At 43.4% G+C, this 25,186-nt stretch carries 17 protein-coding genes; all 17 read left to right on the top strand.

Annotated elements, in window-relative coordinates:
• The first annotated feature begins 89 nt into the window (after positions 1 to 89).
• The 17 genes from GKG41_RS03540 (at position 90) to rpoC (ending at position 25,098) form a co-directional block, all read left to right on the top strand.
• Positions 90 to 722, top strand: a complete 633-nt coding sequence (locus GKG41_RS03540; protein WP_154257120.1) for a hypothetical protein — start codon at positions 90 to 92, stop codon at positions 720 to 722.
• A gap of 11 nt (positions 723 to 733) precedes the next feature.
• Positions 734 to 1,450 carry a hypothetical protein gene (locus tag GKG41_RS03535; protein WP_154257118.1) on the top strand — a complete coding sequence of 239 codons (717 nt, stop codon included), beginning with the start codon at positions 734 to 736 and terminating at the stop codon, positions 1,448 to 1,450.
• On the top strand, positions 1,447 to 2,421 hold the full coding sequence (locus GKG41_RS03530; RefSeq protein WP_154257116.1) for a MucBP domain-containing protein: 975 nt from the start codon (positions 1,447 to 1,449) through the stop codon (positions 2,419 to 2,421). Before GKG41_RS03535 ends, GKG41_RS03530 begins: the two co-directional genes overlap by 4 nt.
• A 229-nt stretch (positions 2,422 to 2,650) precedes the next feature.
• Positions 2,651 to 3,871, top strand: a complete 1,221-nt coding sequence (locus GKG41_RS03525) for a BTAD domain-containing putative transcriptional regulator (protein WP_173015553.1) — start codon at positions 2,651 to 2,653, stop codon at positions 3,869 to 3,871.
• A gap of 17 nt (positions 3,872 to 3,888) precedes the next feature.
• Positions 3,889 to 4,323 carry a hypothetical protein gene (locus tag GKG41_RS03520; protein ID WP_154257112.1) on the top strand — a complete coding sequence of 145 codons (435 nt, stop codon included), beginning with the start codon at positions 3,889 to 3,891 and terminating at the stop codon, positions 4,321 to 4,323.
• 64 nt (positions 4,324 to 4,387) lie between these two features.
• Positions 4,388 to 5,617: a BTAD domain-containing putative transcriptional regulator gene (locus GKG41_RS03515; protein WP_154257110.1), complete on the top strand. Its 1,230-nt coding sequence runs from the start codon at positions 4,388 to 4,390 to the stop codon at positions 5,615 to 5,617.
• A 236-nt stretch (positions 5,618 to 5,853) separates the two neighbouring features.
• Complete coding sequence (locus tag GKG41_RS03510) at positions 5,854 to 11,919, top strand: VWA domain-containing protein (RefSeq protein WP_173015554.1); 6,066 nt, start codon at positions 5,854 to 5,856, stop codon at positions 11,917 to 11,919.
• A 63-nt stretch (positions 11,920 to 11,982) separates the two neighbouring features.
• A complete protein-coding gene (locus GKG41_RS03505; protein ID WP_173015555.1) occupies positions 11,983 to 12,486 on the top strand; it encodes a signal peptidase I in 504 nt (167 codons plus the stop codon).
• A complete protein-coding gene (locus GKG41_RS03500) occupies positions 12,483 to 13,154 on the top strand; it encodes a hypothetical protein (protein ID WP_154257105.1) in 672 nt (223 codons plus the stop codon). Before GKG41_RS03505 ends, GKG41_RS03500 begins: the two co-directional genes overlap by 4 nt.
• 306 nt (positions 13,155 to 13,460) lie before the next feature.
• Complete coding sequence (locus GKG41_RS03495; RefSeq protein WP_154257103.1) at positions 13,461 to 14,168, top strand: hypothetical protein; 708 nt, start codon at positions 13,461 to 13,463, stop codon at positions 14,166 to 14,168.
• Between the two features lie 74 nt (positions 14,169 to 14,242).
• Positions 14,243 to 15,049: a SipW-dependent-type signal peptide-containing protein gene (locus tag GKG41_RS03490; RefSeq protein ID WP_173015556.1), complete on the top strand. Its 807-nt coding sequence runs from the start codon at positions 14,243 to 14,245 to the stop codon at positions 15,047 to 15,049.
• Between the two features lie 33 nt (positions 15,050 to 15,082).
• Positions 15,083 to 15,781, top strand: a complete 699-nt coding sequence (locus GKG41_RS03485) for a SipW-dependent-type signal peptide-containing protein (RefSeq protein ID WP_154257100.1) — start codon at positions 15,083 to 15,085, stop codon at positions 15,779 to 15,781.
• A gap of 51 nt (positions 15,782 to 15,832) precedes the next feature.
• Positions 15,833 to 16,471: a SipW-dependent-type signal peptide-containing protein gene (locus GKG41_RS03480; protein ID WP_154257098.1), complete on the top strand. Its 639-nt coding sequence runs from the start codon at positions 15,833 to 15,835 to the stop codon at positions 16,469 to 16,471.
• A gap of 85 nt (positions 16,472 to 16,556) precedes the next feature.
• Complete coding sequence (locus GKG41_RS03475) at positions 16,557 to 16,769, top strand: hypothetical protein (RefSeq protein WP_072850287.1); 213 nt, start codon at positions 16,557 to 16,559, stop codon at positions 16,767 to 16,769.
• On the top strand, positions 16,766 to 17,266 hold the full coding sequence (locus GKG41_RS03470; RefSeq protein ID WP_173015557.1) for a signal peptidase I: 501 nt from the start codon (positions 16,766 to 16,768) through the stop codon (positions 17,264 to 17,266). Before GKG41_RS03475 ends, GKG41_RS03470 begins: the two co-directional genes overlap by 4 nt.
• 270 nt (positions 17,267 to 17,536) lie before the next feature.
• Positions 17,537 to 21,379 carry a DNA-directed RNA polymerase subunit beta gene (locus tag GKG41_RS03465; protein WP_154257094.1) on the top strand — a complete coding sequence of 1,281 codons (3,843 nt, stop codon included), beginning with the start codon at positions 17,537 to 17,539 and terminating at the stop codon, positions 21,377 to 21,379.
• A gap of 14 nt (positions 21,380 to 21,393) precedes the next feature.
• The gene (rpoC, locus tag GKG41_RS03460; RefSeq protein WP_154257092.1) at positions 21,394 to 25,098 is read left to right on the top strand and encodes a DNA-directed RNA polymerase subunit beta'; all 3,705 of its coding nucleotides are present in this window, start codon (positions 21,394 to 21,396) and stop codon (positions 25,096 to 25,098) included.
• Positions 25,099 to 25,186 lie beyond the last annotated feature (88 nt).

The following is a 25,186-nucleotide window of genomic DNA, read 5'->3' as shown; positions in this document are numbered from 1 at the left end:
CTTGCGTGTGACAATTTCCGGCTATAATACAATCAGATAGTGAATCATTCTAAACATGTTTTTAGATTTTAATATAAAGGAGCTGGAATATGAAGAAGAAAATAGCGCTCATAATTACGGCAGCAATCATGATGGTTGCGACTATTATAGGGGGGACGATGGCGGCATCAAAGCCTGAAGCATCTGTGGAACATAAAGTTGGGACGTCTAATGTAGATATCACAGTTTCTCCTAAAGATGGAATAAATATTTCTGGTGCTGTTCCTGGAAAACCTGAAGATGCTGTGTCTACGGTAAAAAATACAGGCGGCCAATCGGCATATCTGCGTGTGGCAATTAATAAATACTGGTGCAATGCTGATGGGGAGAGAAACTTTGATGCAGATGCAAAACAGATAGAGGTTCATGTAAATCAAGAGAAATGGATCGTGCAGGACGCAGATAAGGAATATGGTGAGTTGGTTTATTGTTACTATCGTGAGCCCTTAGAGGTGGGCAGCGAGGCAGAGGTTATGAACCAAGTTACGGTATTAAAGAACGTTGTTGAAAATAGTAACAAGTATGCAGGATTGAAATGCCATATAGACTTTGAAACGGATGCGGTACAGGTAACACCAGGTGCGGTAGATACTACAAAACCTAATGATGCATTGATGGCTGAATGGGGGATAGAGGTATGGCTGAATGCGGATCAATCTATTAACCAGGTAGAAGAGCAGTAAGGAGGGCAAAGATGATTAAAAAGAAAATAGCAGCAGCTGTTTTAATTGCCACATTAGTTATTGGAACAGCCGTAACCGCTTTTGCATCAGAAAAAGTCCTTACTTATCCGGATGACTTCAGTACAACAGCCGGTACAGAGACGCTGTCCGAGGCATTTTCTAATATGCTTCCCGGAGAAACCAGGGCGCAGACCGTAGAACTGAAAAATGTGGATTCGGATCAGATGAAATTTTATATGTATACGGAAATAACTGAGAACCTAGCTGATAAGGGGGATCAGAATGCAATTTACACTCTGGAACTTCAAAAGGCGGGAGAAACAGAACCCTTCTTCTCTGGCATAATAGGGAAGGATAAGGTTGATTTGGGTAAGGACAGATTAACTGAAGACAATCAAGTATTGCTGGATAGCCTTAAAAAAGGACAAAAATCGGAAATAATCATTACAATTAATCTGGATGGGGATTCTGCGGAAAATACATATGAAAACGAAAGTGGTACTATAAAAATGGTTTTCAGTGCCTCAGAGGACAATGGGATTCCAACTATTCAGAAGATACGAAAGACAGAAAAGAAGGTTTATGGTGCCGCAAAGACGATCACGAAGGTAGTGAAAACAGGAGATGAATTCCCAGTAGAAGCCTTATTGGCTTTGGCGGGGATAAGTTTAGCGGCCATTACAATGGTGATTTTAAAACGGAAAAAGAAAGTAGAGGATGAAATATGAAAAAAGCAAAGAGCGGACTGAAAAATAGAATAATAACATTTCTCTCAGTTTGTACTCTTGCAGCAGCACTTTTTCCGGCCGTTCCGGTACACGCTGAGGGAGCAAGAAGCTATCAGGTAGTTTTTCGCGCAGGGGCACATGGGACCATTTCTCAAGTAGGCAACGTGCCAAATATTGAGGAAGAGGATCCGGAGAAGTTAGTCCTTAGGGTTGATTATGGCTCAAAGATGCCGGTTACGTCTGGCAACATTGTAGTTACTGAAAGCAGCGGATATGAGTTTACCGGCTGGAGCCCTGATTTTGACTCAAACTCTACGGTCACGAAAAAAACAGTTTATGTAGCTCAATATAAGAAGTTAATTGATGAAGTGAACTATACAGTAAATTATATAGATCAGGATGGTAATTCACTGTTAACTCAGAAGGTAGTAGTTTGCAACAAGAATGAGAAAAAGACAGAGGAAGCACCGGTTATAGCAAATTACACCTCTCCGGGAACTAGTTCTGTGGATGTAGATACTTCTAAAGATGGAACAGTCATTACTTTTCAGTATACTGTGCAGCCACAAGAGGAAATTGTAAATCAGACAGAAGAGGTGTTTGTTCCAGGGACTACCACAACAAATGTGGTAACCCAAACCGGCACACCTGGCACCACAACGACTCCAGGAACCGCAACAACACCTGGCACGACCACAACCCCGGAGGCCACAACCCCAGAAACAACACCAACCGAGGAACCGGGTACAACGACGATTCCGGAGGAGGAAGTTCCTCTGGCAGAGAATCCTGCAGGCGGAGAGGATAATGAAGAACAGGATACCACAACCATCGAAGACGAAGAAGTGCCTTTGGCGGATAAAGAATTAAAGAAAGATAATTCCAAATGGATCTATTCTGCAATCGCGGGCGGAGGTGTCCTCGTATTAGGTGCAGCTGCATTGATTCTTGCGCGGCGCAGAAAGATGTAAAAGTAAAGTTAACTTTATGAAAAAAGCTCGTCGACAAGGCCTGGTATCTGATACCGGACCTTGTTTTTTCGCAAATTTATACACTTAGTATATCCAAAACTGCATAAAATGTACCGAAAACTGCCTGAGCAGACTGGAAAACCTCTAAGGTTTTTGTTATACTGTAGTACAGAACAATGACGAAAAGAATTAGAGCACAGAGATGCAGGGTCAGGTGGGGAATAAAAAGATGGATGATAATTACATTTTAAAAGTTCAAATGTTTGGTGAATTTCTTGTCAGCGGAAGGGATGGAAGTCTGGATGACGATAAAATTCGATCCGAGATGATGACTAAGCTGCTGGCTTATATTTTCTGCCACCGGCGTAAGAAGGTGACTGTCATGGAATTGGCAGAAGCTCTTTGGCACGATGACAAAAGTGACAATCCTGCGGGTGCATTAAAGAACTTGATGTACCGTGTACGAAATATAATGAAAAAGGAATGGGGAGAGCTGGATTTTATATTGACAGGAAGAGGGACTTACAGCTGGAACCCAGAGGTGCCTGTATGGATAGACGCAGAGGAATTTGAATGCCTCTGCAGACAGGCGAAAGCCGGGGGCAGCTGCGAGGAAAAGATTGAAGGTCTGCTTCAGGCGGTTAAGCTTTACCGAGGGCCGTTTCTTCCTAAACTCAGCGGAGAGTACTGGGCAGCATCTCTTTCTACCTATTATCATTCTTTGTATCTTACATCTGTAAAAGACCTGGCTGCTCTTTTGGAAGAAAACAGCCGTTTTGAAGAGATGGGGGCGGTCTGCCAGAAGGCGATACAGCTTGATGCTTTGGATGAAGAGCTGCACTGCTGTTTTATAAAAGCCTTAATCGGCCAGAACAAGCAGAATCTTGCCCTGGAACATTATCAGAAGACGGTAGACTTGCTGTATGATAATCTTGGGGTCAGGCCTTCCAGAGAACTCCGGGAGGTCTATGAGGAACTATTAAAGCAGAAACATTCACAGGAACTTGATTTGGGCAATATCCAGGATGAATTAAAGTCTGAGGATGACGGCAGCGGAGCGTTTCTGTGTGAGTATGGTGTATTTAAGAAGTCATACCATCTGGAACAGCGCAGAGCCAGCAGGCTGGGGCTTCCTGTGTACATTTCTCTGATTACCGTATATCCGTCTATTGATGTACAGGAAGACAGTGAGGCATATCTGAAACTGATTAATACGGGGATGAGTGTGATGGAAACGGTACTTATATCTTCTCTCAGGAATGGGGATGTTATATCGAGATACAGCGGTAATCAGTTTATTGTAATGCTTCCCAACTGCCAGTATGATTCATCCCAAATGATCATGAAGCGAATACAGGACAATTTTTATACCAGAGATAAAAAACTTAAAGTTAAGATTCAGTACAGTGTGGATGAAATTGATTTAAACAGAGATCGGGTTGAACGATAAAGCAGGGAGGCGGATGTGTGGAAAAGTATCTAGGCGGATTTCCGGTGAATAGTATCCGCGTATGTGTGGATGAACAGGAAAAAGATGAGATTCAGGGAACGATATGTGGTGTTGGACTGGAACAAGAACTTCCGTTTTATAATATGACAAATCTTATACTGGTAATTGAGGAGGCCCTGAACAGGATAGGGACTCCTCAGGCGTACCAAAAAGTGAGAACTTTTCACGAGGAGAAGGCGGGCAAAAGCAGTTCGGGCTTCTGTGGAAATCCCAGGCGCTACAAAGAAGCCTCTGAAATACATGCCAGGGAAGGCAGTATTAAAACGTTAGATATAGTAGTGGCTTCCAGACAGCATACCAGTATGCAGGGGATTGTAAAGAATATAGAGGGAAAAGTTGTCGGTGAATTTAACAGCGATTTGGATTTGATAAAGCTTATAGCTGATGCATAGATTGTTTCAGGCGGCACTTCCTGAGGCAGATGATTGCAGAAACTTAAATTAGGACAGAAAAGAGATGATGATGATGGAAACAGAAAAGCAGAACAATGAAATATGGAAAGTTCGTCTTTTCGGACGATTTGAAGTTTCCAGTCAGAATGGCATTCTGGATGATGAGAAGATTCGATCTGAGATGGTAACTAAACTGCTGTCTTATATTTTCTGTCATAGAAAAAGGAATATTACGATTCAGGAACTTGGGGATGCTCTGTGGCATGATGACGGAAGCGATAACCCTGCGGGAGCGTTAAAAAATCTAATGTACCGCCTGCGCACTATTATGAAAAAGGAGTGGGGCAGGTCCGATTTTATAGTTACCGGGAGAGGTACCTATACCTGGAATCCGGAGTTACATATAGAAATTGATGCGGAGAAATTTGAAAAACTATGCAAAAATGCTCCCAGGGAAGAGAACGCAGACGATGAGATTGCAGATCTGGAAGAGGCAGTCCGTCTGTACAGAGGGACCTTTCTTCCTAAGCTGACCGGTGAATATTGGGTGGCATCTCTGGCTACCTATTATCACTCTATGTTTTTGACTGCGGTGAAGCGTCTGGCGGGGCTGCTGGAGGAACACAGCAGATATGATGAGATGTCCCAGATCTGCAGCAGATCCATTGAACTAGATGCCCTGGATGAAGAACTGCACTGCTGGCTGATTAAGGCATTGATCGGACAGAATAAGCAGAACCTCGCCATCGAACACTATCAGAAAACGGTGGATCTTCTCTACGATAACCTGGGAGTAAGACCTTCGGAGGATCTCAGAGGCGTATATGAAACCCTTTTAAAACAGAAGCATGAACAGGAGCTGGATTTGAGCAAGATACAAAAAGAATTGAAATCAGATGATGACGGCAGAGGGGCTTTTTTGTGTGAGTATGGAGTTTTTAAAAAGTCATATCATCTGGAGATAAGGCGGGCGGGGCGCTTGGGGATGTCTATCTACCTGTCCCTGATTACCCTTTATCCCTCCATAGATGTAAAGAAGGACAGTGCTGCCTATACTAATATTATTAATAAGGGAATGGATATCATGCAGCAGGTGCTCCTGGGCTCACTGCGGACGGGGGATGTAATTTCCAGATACAGCAGTACACAGTTTATTATTATGCTGCCCACCTGCCAGTATGAGACGGCTATGATGGTAATGGAGCGGATTCAGAACCGGTTTTATTCCTCTGATGAAAAGACAAAGATTAAGCTGCAGTACAGTGTGGACGAAATAGACTTGAGCAAGCTGTAAACGGTATAGAAACAGGGGCTATGGGAAGAGAATGTTATCAGTCACATAACGTTCTCTTTTTTGCTTAAAAAAAATCTGAAAACCTGGCGTTTGTGACCAATGTGTGACTTGAAATTGGTATAGTACAGTTGTAAAACTTAAAAAATAGCTTTATACCTGCAACATGAAGGTAACGAAATAGAATGCTTAAGGTACATATTTCGATTTTAAATAAAGGAATAGGAAAGGGGAACGTTATGAGAGCAGATAAGAAGATAATGAGATATATCGCGGGGCTTTTGTGTATGGTGCTGCTGGTTACCACGGTATTTCCTCAAATGACAGTGAATGCGTCTGCAGAACGGACGGATACGGAAAATATTGCGGAAGGAGAAACAACGGATCCTAAGCCTGAAGATGACGGGTTAGAGGAACAAAGTTCGTTAACAGATATCCCTGAGCCTTTGTCTGATGTTACTATGGAAGATACGGCGGAGGACGAGGAGATATCTTCACAGACAGAATATAGCTATGAAGATGGAGAGATTAAGGCAGTAGTCAATTTGCATAGCCCTGAAGCAGTTCCGGCCGGTTCTGAACTGAAGGTTCGTCTTATTAGTAAAGGTGATGAGGAACAGAAGGACAGATATGCAAGTATCTCGGCATATATGGCAGAAAAATCTGTACAGGATCAGTTTGCAATAGATGATTTTCTTGCTTATGATATCTATTTTGTGTATAACGGACAGGAAATTATACCATCTGAAGGCGGTATTGATGTAACACTCTCCTTTAAGAATGAAAATGTACCTGATTCCTATAAGGATTCCTTGCAGGACAGTAAAGAACTAAAATTATATCAGCTTCAGGAAACTGCCGACAGTACAGGGAATCTTTCGGTCAATGACATGCAGGACAGAATCAGGGGTCTTGTGCAGAACAATAACGGCAGTGTAGATGAAATAGGCTTTACTATGGACAGTTATCTGCCTCTTATTATTACCTGGAAACAGGCGCCTGTATTAACATATGAATACAGTGATGAAGAGGTTCGGGTTCAGGCATCTGTGTCCGAAATGGGGGTATTGCCTCAGGGGGCGGAGCTTAAGGTAGAAAAGATAACTGATATAGAAAATTATAACCAAATAGAAACCAGCATACAGGAAATGCTGGGTGATGCACAAAAGGCAATTTTAAAACTTGTTCCATACGATATTTCTTTTTATAAAGATGGAGAAAAAATAGAACCAAACGGTACAGTTAATATCAGCCTGCAGGTTACAGAAGGTGTTGAGCTGCCGCATGATGGCGCATTAGCTCTTATTCATCAAAAAGATGATGGAACGGCAGAAGAAAAAGAAGCGTTTGCTGCCGCAGAAGACGGCACGGTTACAAACATAGAATTTGAGTCAAATGATTTTTCTGTGTATACATTGACGGTTCTCCAGAGTGTGGAAGACGGGGAGGAAATCAAAGGGATAACATGTGTTTCTTTTACAGATGCAGGACCTCTTTTGGGTCCGGTATATCTGACGCAGCAGAACAGACTTAGAACTGCTAGTGCATCGGCAAGAGATGTACAGCCGGATAATGGTTTGGAGTTAAGCAAGAAAGCTGTTAAGGATGGCGATGACTATAATATTCAATTAGAGGCATATGCCACAGGAACTGTCAGCAGTAGTGATAAGGTAATTCCTACGGATATTGTATTAGTATTAGATGAATCTGGCAGTATGACAACAAAGGATATGTATTCATATACCGAAGTAAAAGGAACACGATACTATTCAAATAGAAATTACAATTATGGTTTCTCGTCAGGGAACTACTCCATAAAATTAGCTGATGGCGCCTACCAGTCGGTTACGTGGTATGGACGGGATGCTAATAACATTGATTACTACAGGTATAGAACAGGCGGAAGATATGTGTATGTATATCCGGTACTGGAAGGCTCATACAATTCCATTGGCAGGGCGCAGAATTACGATGTGGTCCAGTTCTATGAGTACGAGGTAATTTCCAGACAACAGGCCTTAAAGAATTCTGTGGAAAAATTTGCAAATTTGGTAGCTGAGAATGCATTGGAAAACGAAGTTGATCACAGGATTGCGGTAGTCGGATATTCGGATGAAGGAGTGCTTTTTGACGGAAGTACAAGGCGGAGTAATCCTTCCACTTCTCAATACCGGAATGCTTTCAAGGATATGTCTACGACGAGCGGTTTAAATAGCATTCTGTCATCTAAGAATAATATTGCTGCCAGCGGTTCTACATATGTTCAGTATGGAATGTCAATGGCACAGAATTTATTCTTAAACGATACAAAAACAGGGGAAAGAAATAGAGTTGTTGTCATGTTTACCGATGGCAGACCTGGATACTCTACTAATGGTTTTTATAATTCTACAGCAAATAGCGCTATTGATTATGCAAGACAGATAAAGAGTCCTATTACTTCATCAGGAGGATGCGGTGCCACAGTTTATACGATAGGTGTATTGGATAATGGCGATCCTGATGATATGAGCTATAATTTTACCGGTAACAGTGACAGTGTATCTAACCCTCCCACTAACCGGTATATGAACCTGGTTTCCAGTAATTATCCGAATGCGAGAAGTATGAGCAACACTGGCGCCGGCAGTAATCAGGGATACTATCTTGTGGCTGGTAATGAAGAGGAACTGACAGAGATATTTGAAAAAATACAGGGCAGCATAGAAACGCCCAAAATAGAGTTGGATTCTTCTACTGTTATAAAGGACTATGTGACACAGTACTTTGACGATATTTCCAATGTGAAAGCGTATATTGTAGATTATAAAGGCAATGACAAGTGGGCAGATAGAAATAATTGGACAGAGATACCGCAGAGAAATATTTCTGTTAATGGAAAACAGGTGTCTGTTACAGGCTTTAATTACAGCGAGAATTTCGTGACGGATGATGATGGCAACGGGAAACCCAGAGGGAAAAAGGTTGTTATCGAATTCAATGTAAAGAGGGCCGATGGATTTATCGGAGGAAATAATGTACCTACCAATGAGAATACATCTGCGGTGTACAGAGGCAATGGAACAAAAGTAGAAGCGTTCGAGGAACCGCTGGTTGATGTAGAACTACTTTATGATTATGAAACGCAGGATCGCAGTATCTATATCACAAATGACTGGCAGTCAGTAGAAGAGTTCCTGAAAGGTACTTCAGGCAGTATCCCTTATCTGATTGGAGGGGAGTCCTACAATGTTAATGGAACTAACAATCATTTTGCTGACATTGTCTACACGGTTAAGGACAAAGACGGCAAAATAGTTGGAAAATACACAGTAAAGGCTGGAGATACTTCAGGCACATGGAGCAGCAAATCCATTGACACTACAGGCCTTACCAAAGATACGGTATTTACAATTACTGCTAAAGTTACAGCGTCCGTTGATAAGACTAATGGAGTGGATGACCTGAATGTGGATGGAAAAGATGCAACATTATACGTATGGACACCTACAGTGAACAGCACCGACACAGAAATCTACTTAGGAGAGACAACAGACCTTGCAGAAAGGGTTGACGGTTCTGTGGCATGGGGTCACAGCAGCGGCAATGCTCCCGAACCTTCCACCGGTAAGCCAGAGTTGACTTTCGATTATACTGCAGTGAACGGCGGAACAGAGATAGGCAATGACACATCTCAGTATGCACCGAAAAAAGATTCCGATATTAAGCTCACTGTAACAGCAGGCGGCAAAAATATTACGGCCCACACTGAATTTACTAATTTAAGTCCTACTCACCAGGGCGCGGCGGATCATCAGTTTACAGTTTATGTTCGTCAGGTGGTTCTGACTTTTGGTAAGGTAAATACAAAGAATGAAAAACTAGAAGGCGCAGTTTTCCAGGTATATAACCAGGACGGTGAAATCGTCGGCGAGGGTACCTCTGATGAAAAAGGCGAGGTGAGAATTGAGGGACTTCCAAAAGGCGAGCTGACCATGAAAGAAGTGGCAGCGCCCGACGGTTATGTTACGGGGAATATTATCTGGAAAGTGATCGTTGATGAAGACGGGAATGTAACACTGAAAAATACAACTGATGAAGAAGTTCATGAAATTATAAACTATACGCCGGATGAATTCCTGGATAACAGTTTGAAGTACAGTAAGACTGCAGAATTGGCAAAAGAGCAGGGCAGCTGGGACAAGAGAATTTACAATATTAACATTAATGCTCATTCAGAACTGCTGGAAAGTTCATCCTCCACTATAGGGGGAGTTGCTGATACCGTTATGGTATTAGACCGATCTGGCTCCATGAGATATGGGAATAGTGCTTCGTCAAACAGCTATATTACTTCCTATACGCAGGTAGACAGAGATGACATGGTGACGAGTAAAGTATATTATTATAATAAATCGTATCAGAATCCTATCAAATATATTGATGGACAGTGGAAACGTTATTCGAATAGTTCATGGAGCAGCATGAGAGACAGTGATTATTCTTATGTATATACATGGATTGCCCGTATGACATCATTGAAGGATGCGGCCAGTGCTTTTATAGAGAATACAGGAGCACGCTCACCAGAGAGTAAGATTGGTGTAGTATCATTTGCGGCAAGTGAGTCCAGAGATGCAGATCTAATTACAGCAAGCAGTAATACAGGAGTACTGCTGGAGTCCGTTAACCAGCTGAGACCAAACGGGGGAACCCGGCCGGATCTTGGGCTTAAAGAGGCATTAGACCTTTTTGACAGCACTAGCAAAGTTCCGAAATATGCAATTTTATTTACAGATGGTAAACCTGAAAGTGGAGGTGCGTCGGAAAGCACGTTAAGGTCTTATGCAGAGAATGCTGCTAATGCCTTAAAAGAGGCGGGCGTGAAGGTGTTTGTTGTTGGATTAGGCCTCAAGGATAATGACGGAGATCAATCTAATGAATGGCTGTCTACCAAGGAATGGATTACCACTAAAATAGCATTCAGTCCGGAATACTGCTTCACAACGGATGAGGCTTCTGACTTGGAACAGATTTTTGAAAAAATCTCATCTACGATTACAAAGGCAACGGACATTGCAAATGCAACTATTAAAGACGTTGTCTCACCCGGATTTGAGATAGTAACAGCTGACAATCAGACAGTAACTAAAGCTATGATCGATGCAGCTAAAAAACAGGGCAAGGATGGTTATGAGCTTGAGGGCGGCTATGTAAATATTGAGACAATTAATGGAAAAGAGTGCTACACAATTACCTGGAAGGGTGAAACAATAAAGACAGCAGAGGGCGGAGGATGGTCCGGAAGCTTTAAGGTGAAAGCGAAAGACACCTTTATCGGAGGCAATGATGTAGCAACGAATGTATCACCGGATTCAGTTATTGAAGCACCAGGGCTTGGAACGGCAGTTCTTCCGGAGCCTACCGTTAATGTTAAAGCTGCTTTTCAGGTTAAGAACGCTGAGAACACAATTTTCTGGGGTGACAGCATTCCGGTTGACGCGGCTTCGGTTGCCAGGATTTTTGATGAGAACGCAGTTACAAACACTGTAAACGGCAGCAAGGTTACCTTTGAGAGTGCCACAGCTACAGGAAGCTTTAAAATGACCTGGTATTCTGACAAGGAGTGTACGAAGGAAGTCATCGCTCAGCAATGGGAAAATATGAAACCTGAATTTGACCAGGAATTTTACTTGAAAGTAGAATTCCAGCCTAAGAGTGACGGTTCAGCTTCGGCAGAGGCATCCGGAGGCAACGTGGTTGGTACTGTTGTAGGAGTCAATGAAAAAGATGCAGGTAAGGAATATGGAGTTTATACGATTCATATTGTAAAGGGACAGCTGGATATTACAAAAGAGATTAATAAGCAGTATACAGATGTTCAGGCAATTAATTCTCAGCAGAGCTTTGTGTTCAGAGTGGACAGAAGAGAAACCCCTGGGACAGAGATTACAGATACTTACTATGCAGTGCTGGGATTTGATGCCAACAGCGGCAAGCTTACAGATACGGATACTCTTTCAGGACTCAAAAAGGGATATTATACAATAACAGAGCAGACGGAATGGTCCAGTAAATATACCCAGACAGAGGTAACTGATAATTATGACGGCAAGATTGCTGACCATGAAAACGCAGTAAACTTATTTATCGGTGAAAAGCTGGAGGATAAGAACAATAAATGTGATTTTTATGGAACAGAAGACGGAACATATGACGCGTATGCAAACAGTCATAAAGCTGCAGTTGCATTTGAAAATGAGTTGAAGTCTGATTGGAAGTGGCTCAGTGATGTGGCCTCTGTGGTAAACGAGTTCACGAAATAATGAAGATATGTTATAATGGATTCGAATGGAAATCATGTAAGTGCAGGGAGGAAATATAAATTTATGAAAACAGCATATAAGTGGGTCACAACAATATTACTCGTTGTACTTATGGCATTTGTAGCGGCATTGTTTTTGCCAAGAGTATTTGGTTTAAAGCCTTTGGCAGTATTGAGCGGCAGTATGGAGCCCGCGTACCATGTGGGGAGCCTCGTTTATATCGATGAGGTATCCCCGGAGAAGGTACAGGTGGGAGATCCTATTACATTTAACATTGGTGAGGATACTGTGGTAACTCACCGGGTAATAGAAATTGATGAAGAGAATCAGTCTTTTAAGACAAAAGGGGATGCCAACAATACGGAAGACGGAGGAGCTGTTGCTTTCTCCTCTGTGATTGGGAAACCGGTATTCTCTATCCCATATATGGGATATGTTGCAGTCTACGCAAACACCAGAACCGGAATGATTCTTCTTGTCACACTGATACTTGTAGTCCTGATTTTAACATTTTTGCCGGATTGGTTGAACAAAAACGACAAGGGTGAAGATGGAGGTGAATCATGAAAAAGCTAAGTAAAAAAGCCAGAGTATTTATGGCAGCAGCTGGTTCAGTTCTGGTGCTTACCTGTGCGATAGGCGTGACATTGGCACTTTTGAAGACACAATCCGAACCGGCAACAAATGATTTTAAGGGAACTGCTGTAAACATTGCAGTAGTAGAAAATGGAAATAATTATGAGAATGAGTCTAAGGAAGGTTTACAGAATGTAAATACTTTTGAAAAGATTCAGACAGGGAACAAAGTTGCTAAAGATGTTAAGATTAAAAATCTTACATCAGATGAGTTTCCCACCGGCGATACTTATGTGAGGGTACGCCTGGTCCCCATTCTCAGATACCTGGGGGGGGACAGAGACGGAGAGATTGTTCCGTTTACCATTGAAGACAATAAACTGGAGTATACAATGGCAGGAGATTTTGGTGATAAGTGGGTAACTACCGGAGAAGGTGCAGATACTTATTATTATTACAAAAAAGCCCTGACTCCAGGCGAATCTACTGATTCGTTGATTTCGGAGGTTGCATACAACGGTGAACTTCCAAGGGGAATTGACTGTTATCTTGAGCTACAGGTTTTGGCTGAAGGAATTTCTGCAAAACAGAACGGCTCGGTAGATGATAGTTGGGAGGGTGTGCATGTAGATGGAGCCGGGCTCATTGCAACAAAGTAGCAGGCCCTGATAGGCGAATATTGTTATAGAAAGGCTGTAGTGAAAACGCAGAGATGCGTTTTTGCTGCAGTTTTTTTTGAGGCTTATAGCGAAAAAAGTGCAATAAATTGTTTTTGTAAATACGGTATTATGTGACCGCAGTGTGACTGACAAAGGTCATAATATAAACATAAAAGAAATTTTCGAACAGGTCTCTACGGTAACATGGAAACTTAAAATAAAATAAAGGTATGTGACCGAAATGTGACTTCCAAAGTTCATAATAAACGTATAAAGTGAAAACACTCCGGAAGAGAGGAATGTGGAATGATAAAGAAGAATAAGAAGAGGTTAAAGTTTCTGATAGTATTTACTTTAGCAGCAGTCTTGGGAATAGGAGTCACACTTGCATTGCTGCGGGATGTCACGGAAACAAAGAAGAATACTTTTGCATCTAATAAGAAGATATCATTGTTGCTGCGGGAGCCCAGCTGGGACGGATATGAGTTTGCGGATGAGTCAACATCAAATGGTCAGAGCGCTAAGCCGGGAATTACGGGGGATGCATTAAAGGCCCTGGGGGTTGAAAAGGCTGCACAGTATGTACCCGGAGAAATAATCCCTAAGAATCCCCAGGTAAAGAACAGCGGGAATAAAGAAACAGGAGTTCCGATATATGCAGCTGTTAAAGTACAATTTATAGATGATACAGATACACAGGTTACATACGAGGAATTCAAAAACAGGTATTTAACGTCTGCGGGGATTACTTTTAATACAGAACACTGGAAGGAACTTGCTACGGATACTACAGATAAGCTTTATATGTATAAAGAAATTTTAGCTCCTGGAGAGGATACTTCATCTGCACCGTTGTTTTCAGAGGTACCTATCAGTTTAGAGCTTATGCCAGATTCGGCATCAGGGTTGTTCCCTCAGTTCCGCATCAAAGTAACGGCATACGCAATTCAGTCGGAATATGTCAAAGAACCTGAAAATGAGATGTTAAAGTTTGTGAAAGGCATCACCAAATAAGTATTAAAAAGAGAATATCTTTTTATTATAGAGGAATTTAAATTATTTAAAATCAGAAAATGGAGGATAAGATTATGGCAAACAAGAAAAGATTAGCAACAACGGTTGGAGCAATGGCTCTTACAGCAGTATTGGCAATTGGCGGGACATTGGCTTATTTATCACAGGTAACAGAGACTAAGAAGAATATGTTTACCGGAAGTGACAACCTGAAAACAACCATTACAGAGACCGAGTGGAAGGGCGGAGAAGACTATACACCAGGTAAGGCTATCGCAAAGAACCCGGTAATCACAAACCTGGCTGATTCAAGCACTTCAATCTATGCAGGCGTGAAGATTCAGTTCTATGACCACAATAAAAATGCTATCAGTTATAATACGTTCGCAGAGAAATATGCTACGGTACAGTACAAAGATGCAACAGGCGCATTTAAAGATGGATTTAATCCGGCTTGGGTAGTAGATTCTACAACGGCAGACAGTACAAATGGACTTTTCCTGAACTACAATACAGAGATAGCACCGGGCAATCCTACCGCGGCAGTATTTGATCAGGTAACAGTTAACTATGGAATTAAAAAAGAGTGGAATCAGGAAAGCAAAGTTACAACTGTATATCCTGTACAGAAGGATGGCAATGATAACTATGTAACAGATGAAAATGGAAACTATGTACCTGATACATCAAAACCGATTAAGTCTACCACTGAAGTAGGCGATACATCTGTAACATTTGTTGACAGCAATGGTGAAGTAGTTGATGCATTTGTATTACCTCAGTTCCAGATTGATGTAACTGGTTATGCTGTACAGTCCGCAGATTTAACACTTGAGAAGGGCGTTATTGAACTGAAGGCATTAGCAGGACTAAACAAATAATAGTTAATGAATAGAAGATGAAGGAGAGCCGATATGAATAATAAAAAATTAAGAAAATCATTAATTGCACTGGGATTAGTTGCAATTGTAGGAATTGGTGGTACATTAGCATACTTCAGCCAGAAGACAGAGGAAAAACAGAACGTATTTACCATGGGCGCAGGCCTTACCGGAGAACTGAAGGAGCCTGCATGGGATAACGTAGACTTCGGCGGCGGTTCAGCAGGGATTGAAGAAGGTAAATTAGGAGAGAAATTAGCGGAAAACTTTACTCCTGGCTTAGAGATTCCTAAGGATCCTGCAATTAAAAATACTACAGTTACAGATGAAGGCAAAGCTGCAGACGCATGGGTAGCTATCAAGATTAAATATGTAGGCGCTGACAGAGAAACAGCAACTACATACGCAGCATTAGATAAGTTTATCAATGTTACTTTTGGGGATAAGTGGACACTGAATGATGACAAGACAATTGCTTACTACAATGTTAAACTGCCGGCAGGAGAAACCACACAGGATCTGTTCTCTAAAGTGGTGATTGACAACAAAGCAATTACTCAGTCACAGTTTGACAATAAAGAGTTTAACGCAAGCCTTTACTCCGATGTGGATCCGGCATCCAACTACATTATGAGTAACTTCAATATTGAGCTTCAGGGTTATCTGGTACAGACAGATGGTTTCAACAATGCTCAGGCAGCAATGGCAGCAGCTTATCCGGATGAATTTTAATTGAAACTGAAGGAAAGTAAATTTAAAAGATAAGGAAAGGTGAATGATAATATGATGAACAGAAAAAAACTCACAGCAGTTGTTGCATCAGTTGCCCTGGTTGCTGTACTGGGAATCGGCGGAACCTTGATGTACTTTACGGATAGAGATACAAAAAGCAATGTAATTACCATGGGCAATGTTAATGGTAGTCTGATTGAGACAACTGATACAGAAAATGCAGTGAATACAGAAGATGGTATTACCTATAATGACAGAGTGACACCTGGTGACACTTTAAGTAAGGTACCTACCGTTAAACTTGGGGATGATTCAGAAGATGCTTATATAAGGGTTAAAATGACTATTACCGGTTTAGACATGGTTGATGCACAAGGAAATAAGTATGCTGATATTTTAGAAAATCAGCTGGACATTGGTAATAAGTGGACAAAAAATGTTGACGGATACTACTATTATGCTGATAAAATGTCTAAAAAAGGTGAGACACAGGCGTTATTTACAGAAGTAAAAGTTCCTGAAGGATGGGGGAATGAAGTCGCTAATGCAGAGGTTACAATTGATTTGATAGCAGAATTAATTCAGGCGGATAATTTTGACTCCCATTTACAAAAGAATGGTAATAATGTAATTGGATGGACAGGAATTACGGAAGATGACATTGAGGATTACACAGTACCACAGCCGTAATCCATTAAATGCAAAAGCTACATACCCCCAGCCGATTAATACCGGCTGGGGGCATAATCAAGAATAAGCAGAAAGGGAATGTATTATGGGTGAAGAACACAAAACTCAAGTAATTGAGGCGGCGGGGCAGAGCTTTATCGTCGAAATTAAATGCGTTCAGAATCACACCTGGCAGGGTGTTGTAACCTGGGTTGAACAAAAAAAGAAAGTTCCTTTTCGAAGTGCTTTAGAATTAATCAAGTTATTAGACTCTGCAGTGGGATCTGAACATTTAGAAACTATGGAGGAATGGAAATGATGGGAAGAGTACTTAATATTCTCGGCACTGTCATTATATTAGGAATTATCCTGATTTCCATTCCTTTTTTGGTGCCTAAAATTATGGGCTATCACGTGTATGATGTGATTAGCGGCAGCATGGAACCAGAATATCCCAAAGGGTGTCTGGTTCTGGTAAAACCCCTGGAACCTGCTCAGGTGCAGGAGGGTGATGTCATTACCTTCCAGGTGAGCAGTGCCTCTGATGCGGTGACCACGCACCGGGTGGTGGGAATAGATGAGAACAAACAGATTTTCCGCACCAAGGGTGATGCCAACAGCGGACAGGACGCAGAGCCGGTGGCCTTTCAGCGGTTGGTGGGAAAGGTTATGTTTAAGATTCCTCTTTTGGGAAATTATGCCAGATTTATCCGTTCCACACCGGGAACTGTGACGGGAATCTTCCTATTTATAATAGCCATTTTGCTTTGGTATCTGGGATCTATCCTTACACCCGGGAAGCCAAAAAGGGAATGAGTGTATACGCAGGTAAAGGAATGGAACTCCTTTGGCAGAGAATGCAGGGGTTATAGTTTAACATAAGGGACGTTGTTGCTTAAGCAAAGACAACGTCCCCGATTGTTTTTCTTGCAAAACAATGAATAAAAAAGGAAAATTAGATGTTGACAGGCTGAAAAGTTTGTGATACAGTAAAAAATGCACTATTATGGCAAGATATGCCTACTCGTAATAATGCCGTGGGCTGATGTTATAATAAATTTAAAATATACAAGGGGTGACACGTCAATGGAGAAAAACAGAATCCGTCCAATAGCAACCGGAAAGAGCATGCGTATGAGCTACCAGCGACAAAAAGAAGTGCTGGAAATGCCCAACCTAATCGAAGTGCAGAAGGATTCCTACCAGTGGTTTCTGGACGAAGGTTTAAAAGAAGTCTTTGAAGATATATCTCCAATCGCAGATTACAGCGGAAAATTGAGCCTGGAATTTGTTGACTTTACTTTGTGCGAAGATGAAATAAAGTACACGATCGAAGAATGCAAGGAACGCGATGCCACTTATGCGGCTCCTTTAAAAGTCAGAGTCAGATTGTACAACAAAGAAAATGATGAGATTAACGAGCACGAGATCTTCATGGGCGATCTGCCCTTAATGACTGCTACCGGCACTTTCGTTATCAATGGTGCTGAGCGAGTTATCGTAAGCCAGCTGGTGCGTTCTCCCGGTATTTATTATGCTATCGCACATGATAAAGTGGGTAAGAAGCTGTATTCCTCTACCGTTATTCCGAACCGTGGTGCGTGGCTTGAATATGAAACAGACTCCAATGACGTGTTTTATGTACGTGTAGACAGAACCAGAAAAGTTCCCATTACTGTTCTTATCAGAGCCTTGGGATATGGTACCAACGCAGAGATTGTAGAGCTTTTCGGGGAAGAGCCTAAGATTCTGGCCAGTTTTACAAAGGATACCTCTGAGAGCTACCAGGAAGGTCTGCTGGAATTATATAAGAAAATCCGTCCGGGCGAGCCTCTGGCTGTAGAGAGCGCAGAGAGCCTGATCATGAGTATGTTCTTTGATCCGAGAAGATACGATCTGGCAAAGGTTGGACGCTATAAATTTAATAAAAAGCTGATGCTGAAGAATAGAATCACAGGCCAGGTGCTGGCTGAGGATGTGGTTGATGCAAGTACTGGGGAGATTCTTGCGGAGGCCGGCATGGAGGTTACCAAGTCCATGGCAGACGACATCCAGAATGCTGCTGTGCCTTATGTATGGATTCAGGGAGAGGAACGCAATATTAAGGTCCTGTCCAACATGATGGTAGACATTACTAACTTTGTGGATGTGAAGCCCAGAGAGGTGGGTGTCACAGAATTAGTATATTACCCATGCCTGAAAAAAATTCTGGAAGAAAATGAGAATATCGAGGATATTAAGGAAGCTGTAAGGAGAAATATCCACGAACTCATTCCAAAGCATATTACAAAGGAAGACATTCTGGCTTCCATTAACTATAACATGCATCTGGAGTACGGTCTTGGAAATGACGATGATATCGACCATCTGGGCAACCGCCGAATTCGAGCGGTTGGAGAGCTTCTCCAGAATCAGTACCGCATCGGTCTTTCCAGACTGGAAAGAGTGGTAAGGGAAAGAATGACGACACAGGATATTGAGGGGATCTCTCCTCAGTCCCTGATTAATATTAAGCCGGTAACTGCGGCAGTGAAGGAATTCTTCGGTTCCTCCCAGCTGTCCCAGTTTATGGATCAGAACAACCCTCTGGGTGAGCTGACTCACAAGAGACGTCTCTCCGCGCTGGGCCCCGGGGGTCTGTCCAGAGACAGGGCCGGATTCGAGGTGCGTGACGTACATTACTCCCATTACGGAAGAATGTGCCCCATTGAGACGCCTGAAGGTCCTAACATCGGTTTGATCAACTCTCTGGCTTCCTATGCCCGTATCAATGAATATGGATTTGTAGAGGCACCATACAGAAAGGTGGATAAATCGGATCCGAAGAATCCCCGGGTTACAGACGAAGTAATCTATATGACGGCGGATGAAGAAGATAATTACCATGTAGCACAGGCCAATGAGCTTTTGGATGAGAATGGATACTTTGTGCATAAGAACGTATCCGGCCGCTACATGGATGAGACACAGGAGTATGAGCGTCAGATGTTTGACTACATGGACGTATCTCCTAAGATGGTGTTCTCCGTGGCTACTGCCCTCATTCCATTCCTTCAGAATGACGATGCCAACCGTGCGCTGATGGGCTCTAACATGCAGCGTCAGGCTGTGCCCCTTTTGATAACAGAATCCCCTGTAGTGGGAACAGGTATGGAGTCGAAGGCTGCCGTAGACTCCGGTGTCTGTGTAGTTGCAAGAAAGTCCGGTGTTGTGGAGAGATCCACATCCAAGGAAATTACAATAAAAAATGACGACGGAACCAAGGACGTATACCGTCTGACCAAATTCCTGAGAAGTAATCAGAGTAACTGCTACAACCAGAAACCTATCGTCTTTAAAGGAGACAGGGTAGAAGAGGGCGAGGTAATCGCAGACGGACCCTCCACCTCAGAAGGAGAACTGGCATTGGGCAAGAATCCGCTGATCGGATTTATGACCTGGGAGGGCTACAATTACGAGGATGCGGTTCTGTTAAGCGAGCGTCTGGTGCAGGACGATGTCTATACATCTGTGCACATTGAAGAATATGAAGCAGAATCCAGAGATACTAAGCTGGGACCGGAAGAGATTACAAGAGATGTTCCCGGCGTGGGTGACGATGCCTTAAAGGATCTGGACGAAAGAGGTATTATCCGTATCGGAGCAGAGGTGCGTGCAGGGGATATCCTGGTAGGTAAGGTTACTCCTAAGGGAGAGACTGAACTAACAGCTGAAGAAAGACTGCTCCGGGCGATTTTCGGTGAGAAAGCCCGTGAAGTCCGTGATACTTCCTTAAAAGTACCTCACGGTGAATATGGTATTGTTGTAGATGCCAAGGTATTTACCAGGGAGAACGGAGATGAATTGTCTCCCGGCGTAAACCAGGCAGTCCGTATCTATATTGCCCAGAAGAGAAAGATTTCTGTTGGTGATAAGATGGCCGGACGTCACGGCAACAAGGGTGTTGTCTCCCGTGTGCTGCCTGTGGAAGATATGCCGTTTCTGCCAAACGGCCGTCCTCTGGATATCGTATTGAATCCTTTGGGTGTGCCTTCCCGTATGAATATCGGACAGGTGCTGGAGATTCACTTAAGCCTTGCGGCCAAAGTCCTTGGATTTAATATTGCCACTCCTGTATTCGACGGCGCCAACGAGAACGACATTATGGACACACTGGATCTGGCGAATGATTATGTCAATATGGAATGGGAAGACTTTGAGAAGAAGCATAAAGAAGAACTGCTTCCTGAAGTTTTGGATTACCTGTATGAGAACAGGGATCACAGAGAGCTTTGGAAGGGAGTTCCCATCTCCAGAGACGGTAAAGTAAGGCTTCGTGACGGCAGGACGGGAGAGTATTTTGACAGCCCGGTTACTATTGGACACATGCATTATCTGAAACTGCATCACCTGGTAGACGATAAGATTCATGCCCGCTCTACCGGCCCGTACTCTCTGGTAACACAGCAGCCTCTGGGCGGTAAGGCGCAGTTCGGCGGACAGCGTTTCGGAGAGATGGAGGTTTGGGCTTTGGAAGCCTATGGTGCTTCTTATACCCTTCAGGAAATCCTGACGGTGAAATCGGATGATGTTATTGGCCGTGTGAAGACTTACGAAGCGATTATCAAAGGTGACAATATTCCTGAACCTGGAATTCCTGAATCTTTCAAGGTTCTCTTAAAAGAACTCCAGTCCTTAGGCCTGGATGTGAAGGTGCTGAGAGAAGACCAGACAGAAGTAGAGATTATGGAAACAATTGATTATGGTGAAACAGATTTGCATTCTATCATCGAGGGCGACAAAAGAGAAAAGCCGAAGGAGGACTTCGGTGACTTTGGCTTCAGCCAGCAAGAATTCGAAGGAGAAGAGCTCGTAGACGTGGAAGAAACGGACGACGAAGAAGATGATGCATTCTTAGACCTGGAAGAAACTCTTGACGATGAGGAGTAGGAGGAAAACCATAAATGCCAGAAACAACAAATAAAGAAGTTTACCAGCCAATGACCTTCGATGCCATAAAAATTGGATTGGCATCTCCTGAAAAAATCAGAGATTGGTCAAGAGGCGAAGTTAAAAAACCAGAAACCATTAATTATAGAACCCTGAAACCGGAAAAAGACGGCCTTTTCTGTGAAAGAATCTTCGGACCAAGCAAGGACTGGGAATGTCACTGCGGAAAATATAAGAAGATACGTTACAAAGGCGTAGTCTGTGACCGATGCGGTGTTGAGGTGACAAAAGCCAGCGTTCGTAGAGAGCGCATGGGCCATATTGAACTGGCTGCTCCGGTATCACACATCTGGTATTTTAAAGGGATTCCGTCCAGAATGGGATTGATTCTGGACTTGTCTCCAAGAACACTGGAAAAGGTTCTGTACTTTGCCAACTATATTGTCCTGGATCCGGCCAATTCGGATCTGCAGTACAAACAGGTTCTCACAGAAAAGGAATATCAGGATGCCAGAGAAAAATGGGGCTATGATTTCCGTGTGGGGATGGGGGCAGAATCTATTAAGGAACTGCTGGAAGCCATTGATCTGGAGAAAGAGTCTGCAGAACTAAAACGCGGTCTGAAAGAGTCTACGGGGCAGAAGCGTGCACGTATCGTAAAACGCCTGGAGGTAGTGGAGGCTTTCCGCGAATCCGGAAACCGTCCCGAGTGGATGATTATGACTGTAATCCCTGTCATTCCTCCGGATCTGCGTCCTATGGTACAGCTGGACGGCGGACGTTTTGCGACATCTGACTTGAATGATTTGTACAGACGTATCATTAACAGAAATAATCGTCTGAAGAGACTGTTGGAGCTGGGCGCTCCGGATATTATTGTCCGGAATGAAAAGAGAATGCTTCAGGAGGCTGTGGATGCACTGATAGACAACGGCCGCCGGGGCCGTCCTGTGACAGGACCTGGAAACCGTGCCTTGAAATCTCTGTCTGACATGCTGAAGGGTAAATCCGGACGTTTCCGTCAGAACTTGCTGGGCAAGCGTGTAGACTACTCGGGACGTTCCGTTATTGTAGTAGGACCGGAGCTGAAGATTTACCAGTGCGGCCTGCCGAAAGAAATGGCCATTGAGCTGTTTAAACCTTTCGTTATGAAGGAACTGGTAGCAAACGGTACCTCCCATAACATTAAGAATGCGAAAAAAATGGTTGAGAAACTCCAGCCTGAGGTATGGGATGTGCTGGAAGAGGTGATTAAAGAGCATCCGGTTATGCTGAACCGTGCGCCTACCCTTCATAGACTGGGAATTCAGGCATTCGAGCCCATTCTGGTAGAAGGTAAAGCTATTAAGCTGCATCCTCTGGTATGTACTGCTTTTAATGCTGACTTTGACGGAGACCAGATGGCTGTGCATCTTCCCTTATCTGTGGAAGCCCAGGCAGAGTGCCGTTTCCTCCTTCTCTCACCCAATAACCTGCTGAAGCCTTCTGACGGCGGTCCTGTGGCTGTGCCTTCACAGGATATGGTGCTTGGTATCTACTATCTGACCCAGGAGAGACCGGGCTACAAAGGCGAGGGAATGCATTTTAAAAATGTAAATGAGGCAATTCTGGCATACGAAAACCAGGTAATCACCCTCCAGTCCAGGATAGTTGTGCGCTGTACAAAAACCATGCCGGACGGAAGTATATTGAGCGGCAATGTAGAATCCACACTGGGCCGTTTTCTGTTCAATGAAATTCTGCCCCAGGATCTGGGCTTTGTAGACAGAAGCGTAGAGGGCAATGAGCTTCTATTGGAGGTTGACTTCCATGTGGGCAAAAAGGGCCTGAAGCAGATTCTGGAGAAAGTTATTAATACCCATGGAGCTACGAAGACAGCGGAAGTACTGGATGATATCAAGGCTATGGGTTACAAATATTCAACAAGGGCTGCCATGACGGTATCGATTTCCGATATGACCGTGCCGCCGGAAAAACCAGAGCTCATTCAAAATGCTCAGGATACTGTGGATATGATTACCAAGAACTATAAGCGTGGTCTGATCACAGAGGAGGAGCGATACAAGGAAGTTGTTGAGACCTGGAAGAATACCGATGATAAGCTTACAAGAGCACTGCTGGATGGTCTGGATAAGTATAACAACATCTATATGATGGCTGACTCCGGCGCCCGTGGTTCTGATAAACAGATCAAGCAGCTGGCAGGTATGCGTGGATTGATGGCGGATACAACCGGTCATACCATTGAGCTTCCTATTAAGTCGAATTTCCGTGAAGGTCTGGACGTACTGGAATACTTTATGTCCGCCCACGGAGCCCGTAAAGGTCTGTCCGACACTGCCCTTCGTACCGCTGACTCGGGATACCTTACCAGACGTCTGGTTGATGTATCTCAGGATTTGATTATCCGTGAGGTTGACTGCTGCGCGGATAAGAACGAGATCCCCGGCATGTGGGTAAAAGCGTTTATGGACGGCAAAGAAGAGATTGAAAGCCTTCAGGAACGTATTACCGGAAGATTCTCCTGCGAGACCATTAAGAATGCCAAGGGAGAGGTTATTGTTAAGGCAAACCACATGATTACTCCCAAGCGTGCGGCCAGAGTTATGAAAGAAGGCATAAACGCCCAGGGCAAACCATTTGACTCCGTTAAGATCCGTACGATTCTTACCTGTAAGTCACACATTGGAGTGTGCGCTAAGTGCTACGGTGCCAATATGGCAACCGGTGAGGCAGTTCAGGTAGGTGAGTCTGTAGGTATCATCGCGGCACAGTCCATCGGTGAGCCAGGTACACAGCTGACCATGCGTACCTTCCATACCGGCGGTGTGGCCGGCGGAGATATCACACAGGGTCTTCCCCGTGTGGAGGAGCTTTTTGAGGCAAGAAAGCCCAAGGGTCTCGCTATTATTACAGAGATCAAGGGTGTTGCCAATATTAAAGACACCAAGAAAAAACGAGAAATTACTGTAACAGATAATGAAGAAGGTAATTCCAAAACCTATCTGATTCCTTATGGTTCCAGAATCAAGATCCAGGACGGCCAGTATCTGGAGGCCGGCGATGAGCTGACAGAAGGTAGCGTTAACCCTCACGATATTCTGAAAATCAAGGGGGTACGTGCCGTACAGGATTATATGATTCAGGAAGTTCAGAGAGTATATCGTCTGCAGGGTGTAGAGATTAACGATAAGCACATTGAAGTTATTGTTCGCCAGATGCTGAAAAAGATTCGCATTGAAAATAATGGAGATACAGATTTCTTGCCCGGAACTCTGGTAGATGTATTAGACTACGAAGAAAAAAATGAGGAACTGGCAGCTGAAGGCAAAGAGCCGGCAACCGGCCTGCAGGTGATGCTGGGTATCACAAAGGCATCACTGGCAACGAATTCCTTCTTGTCTGCAGCGTCCTTCCAGGAGACAACAAAGGTTCTGACAGAGGCCGCCATTAAGGGTAAGGTAGACCCATTGATTGGTTTGAAGGAAAACGTAATCATAGGTAAGCTGATTCCTGCCGGCACCGGTATGAAGCGTTATAAAGACGTGAAGCTGGATACGGATATGGAAGAGAATGATGAGTTGTCTTTCGAAGAAGACTTTGAACTGGATATGGATGAAATTGACGATGAGACCGCCGCTGATATGTTTATGGACGAAGCGGAAGAAGATATGACTGAAGATGAAGAAATGTTAGTTTCTGAAGACACAGAAGAGTAATGATCAAAGTGTAAAGGGCGGGAATTCCTGGGGAATTCCCGCTTTTTTTGTCGCAGATGCAAAAGTGCGGGGGCACAGATGCATAAAA

The sequence above is a fragment of the Lactonifactor sp. BIOML-A5 genome (assembly GCF_009677585.1).
GTDB lineage: Bacteria > Bacillota > Clostridia > Lachnospirales > Lachnospiraceae > Lactonifactor.
The sequence above is the reverse complement of the archived record's forward strand: the minus strand, read 5'-3'. Positions and strand labels throughout refer to the sequence as shown.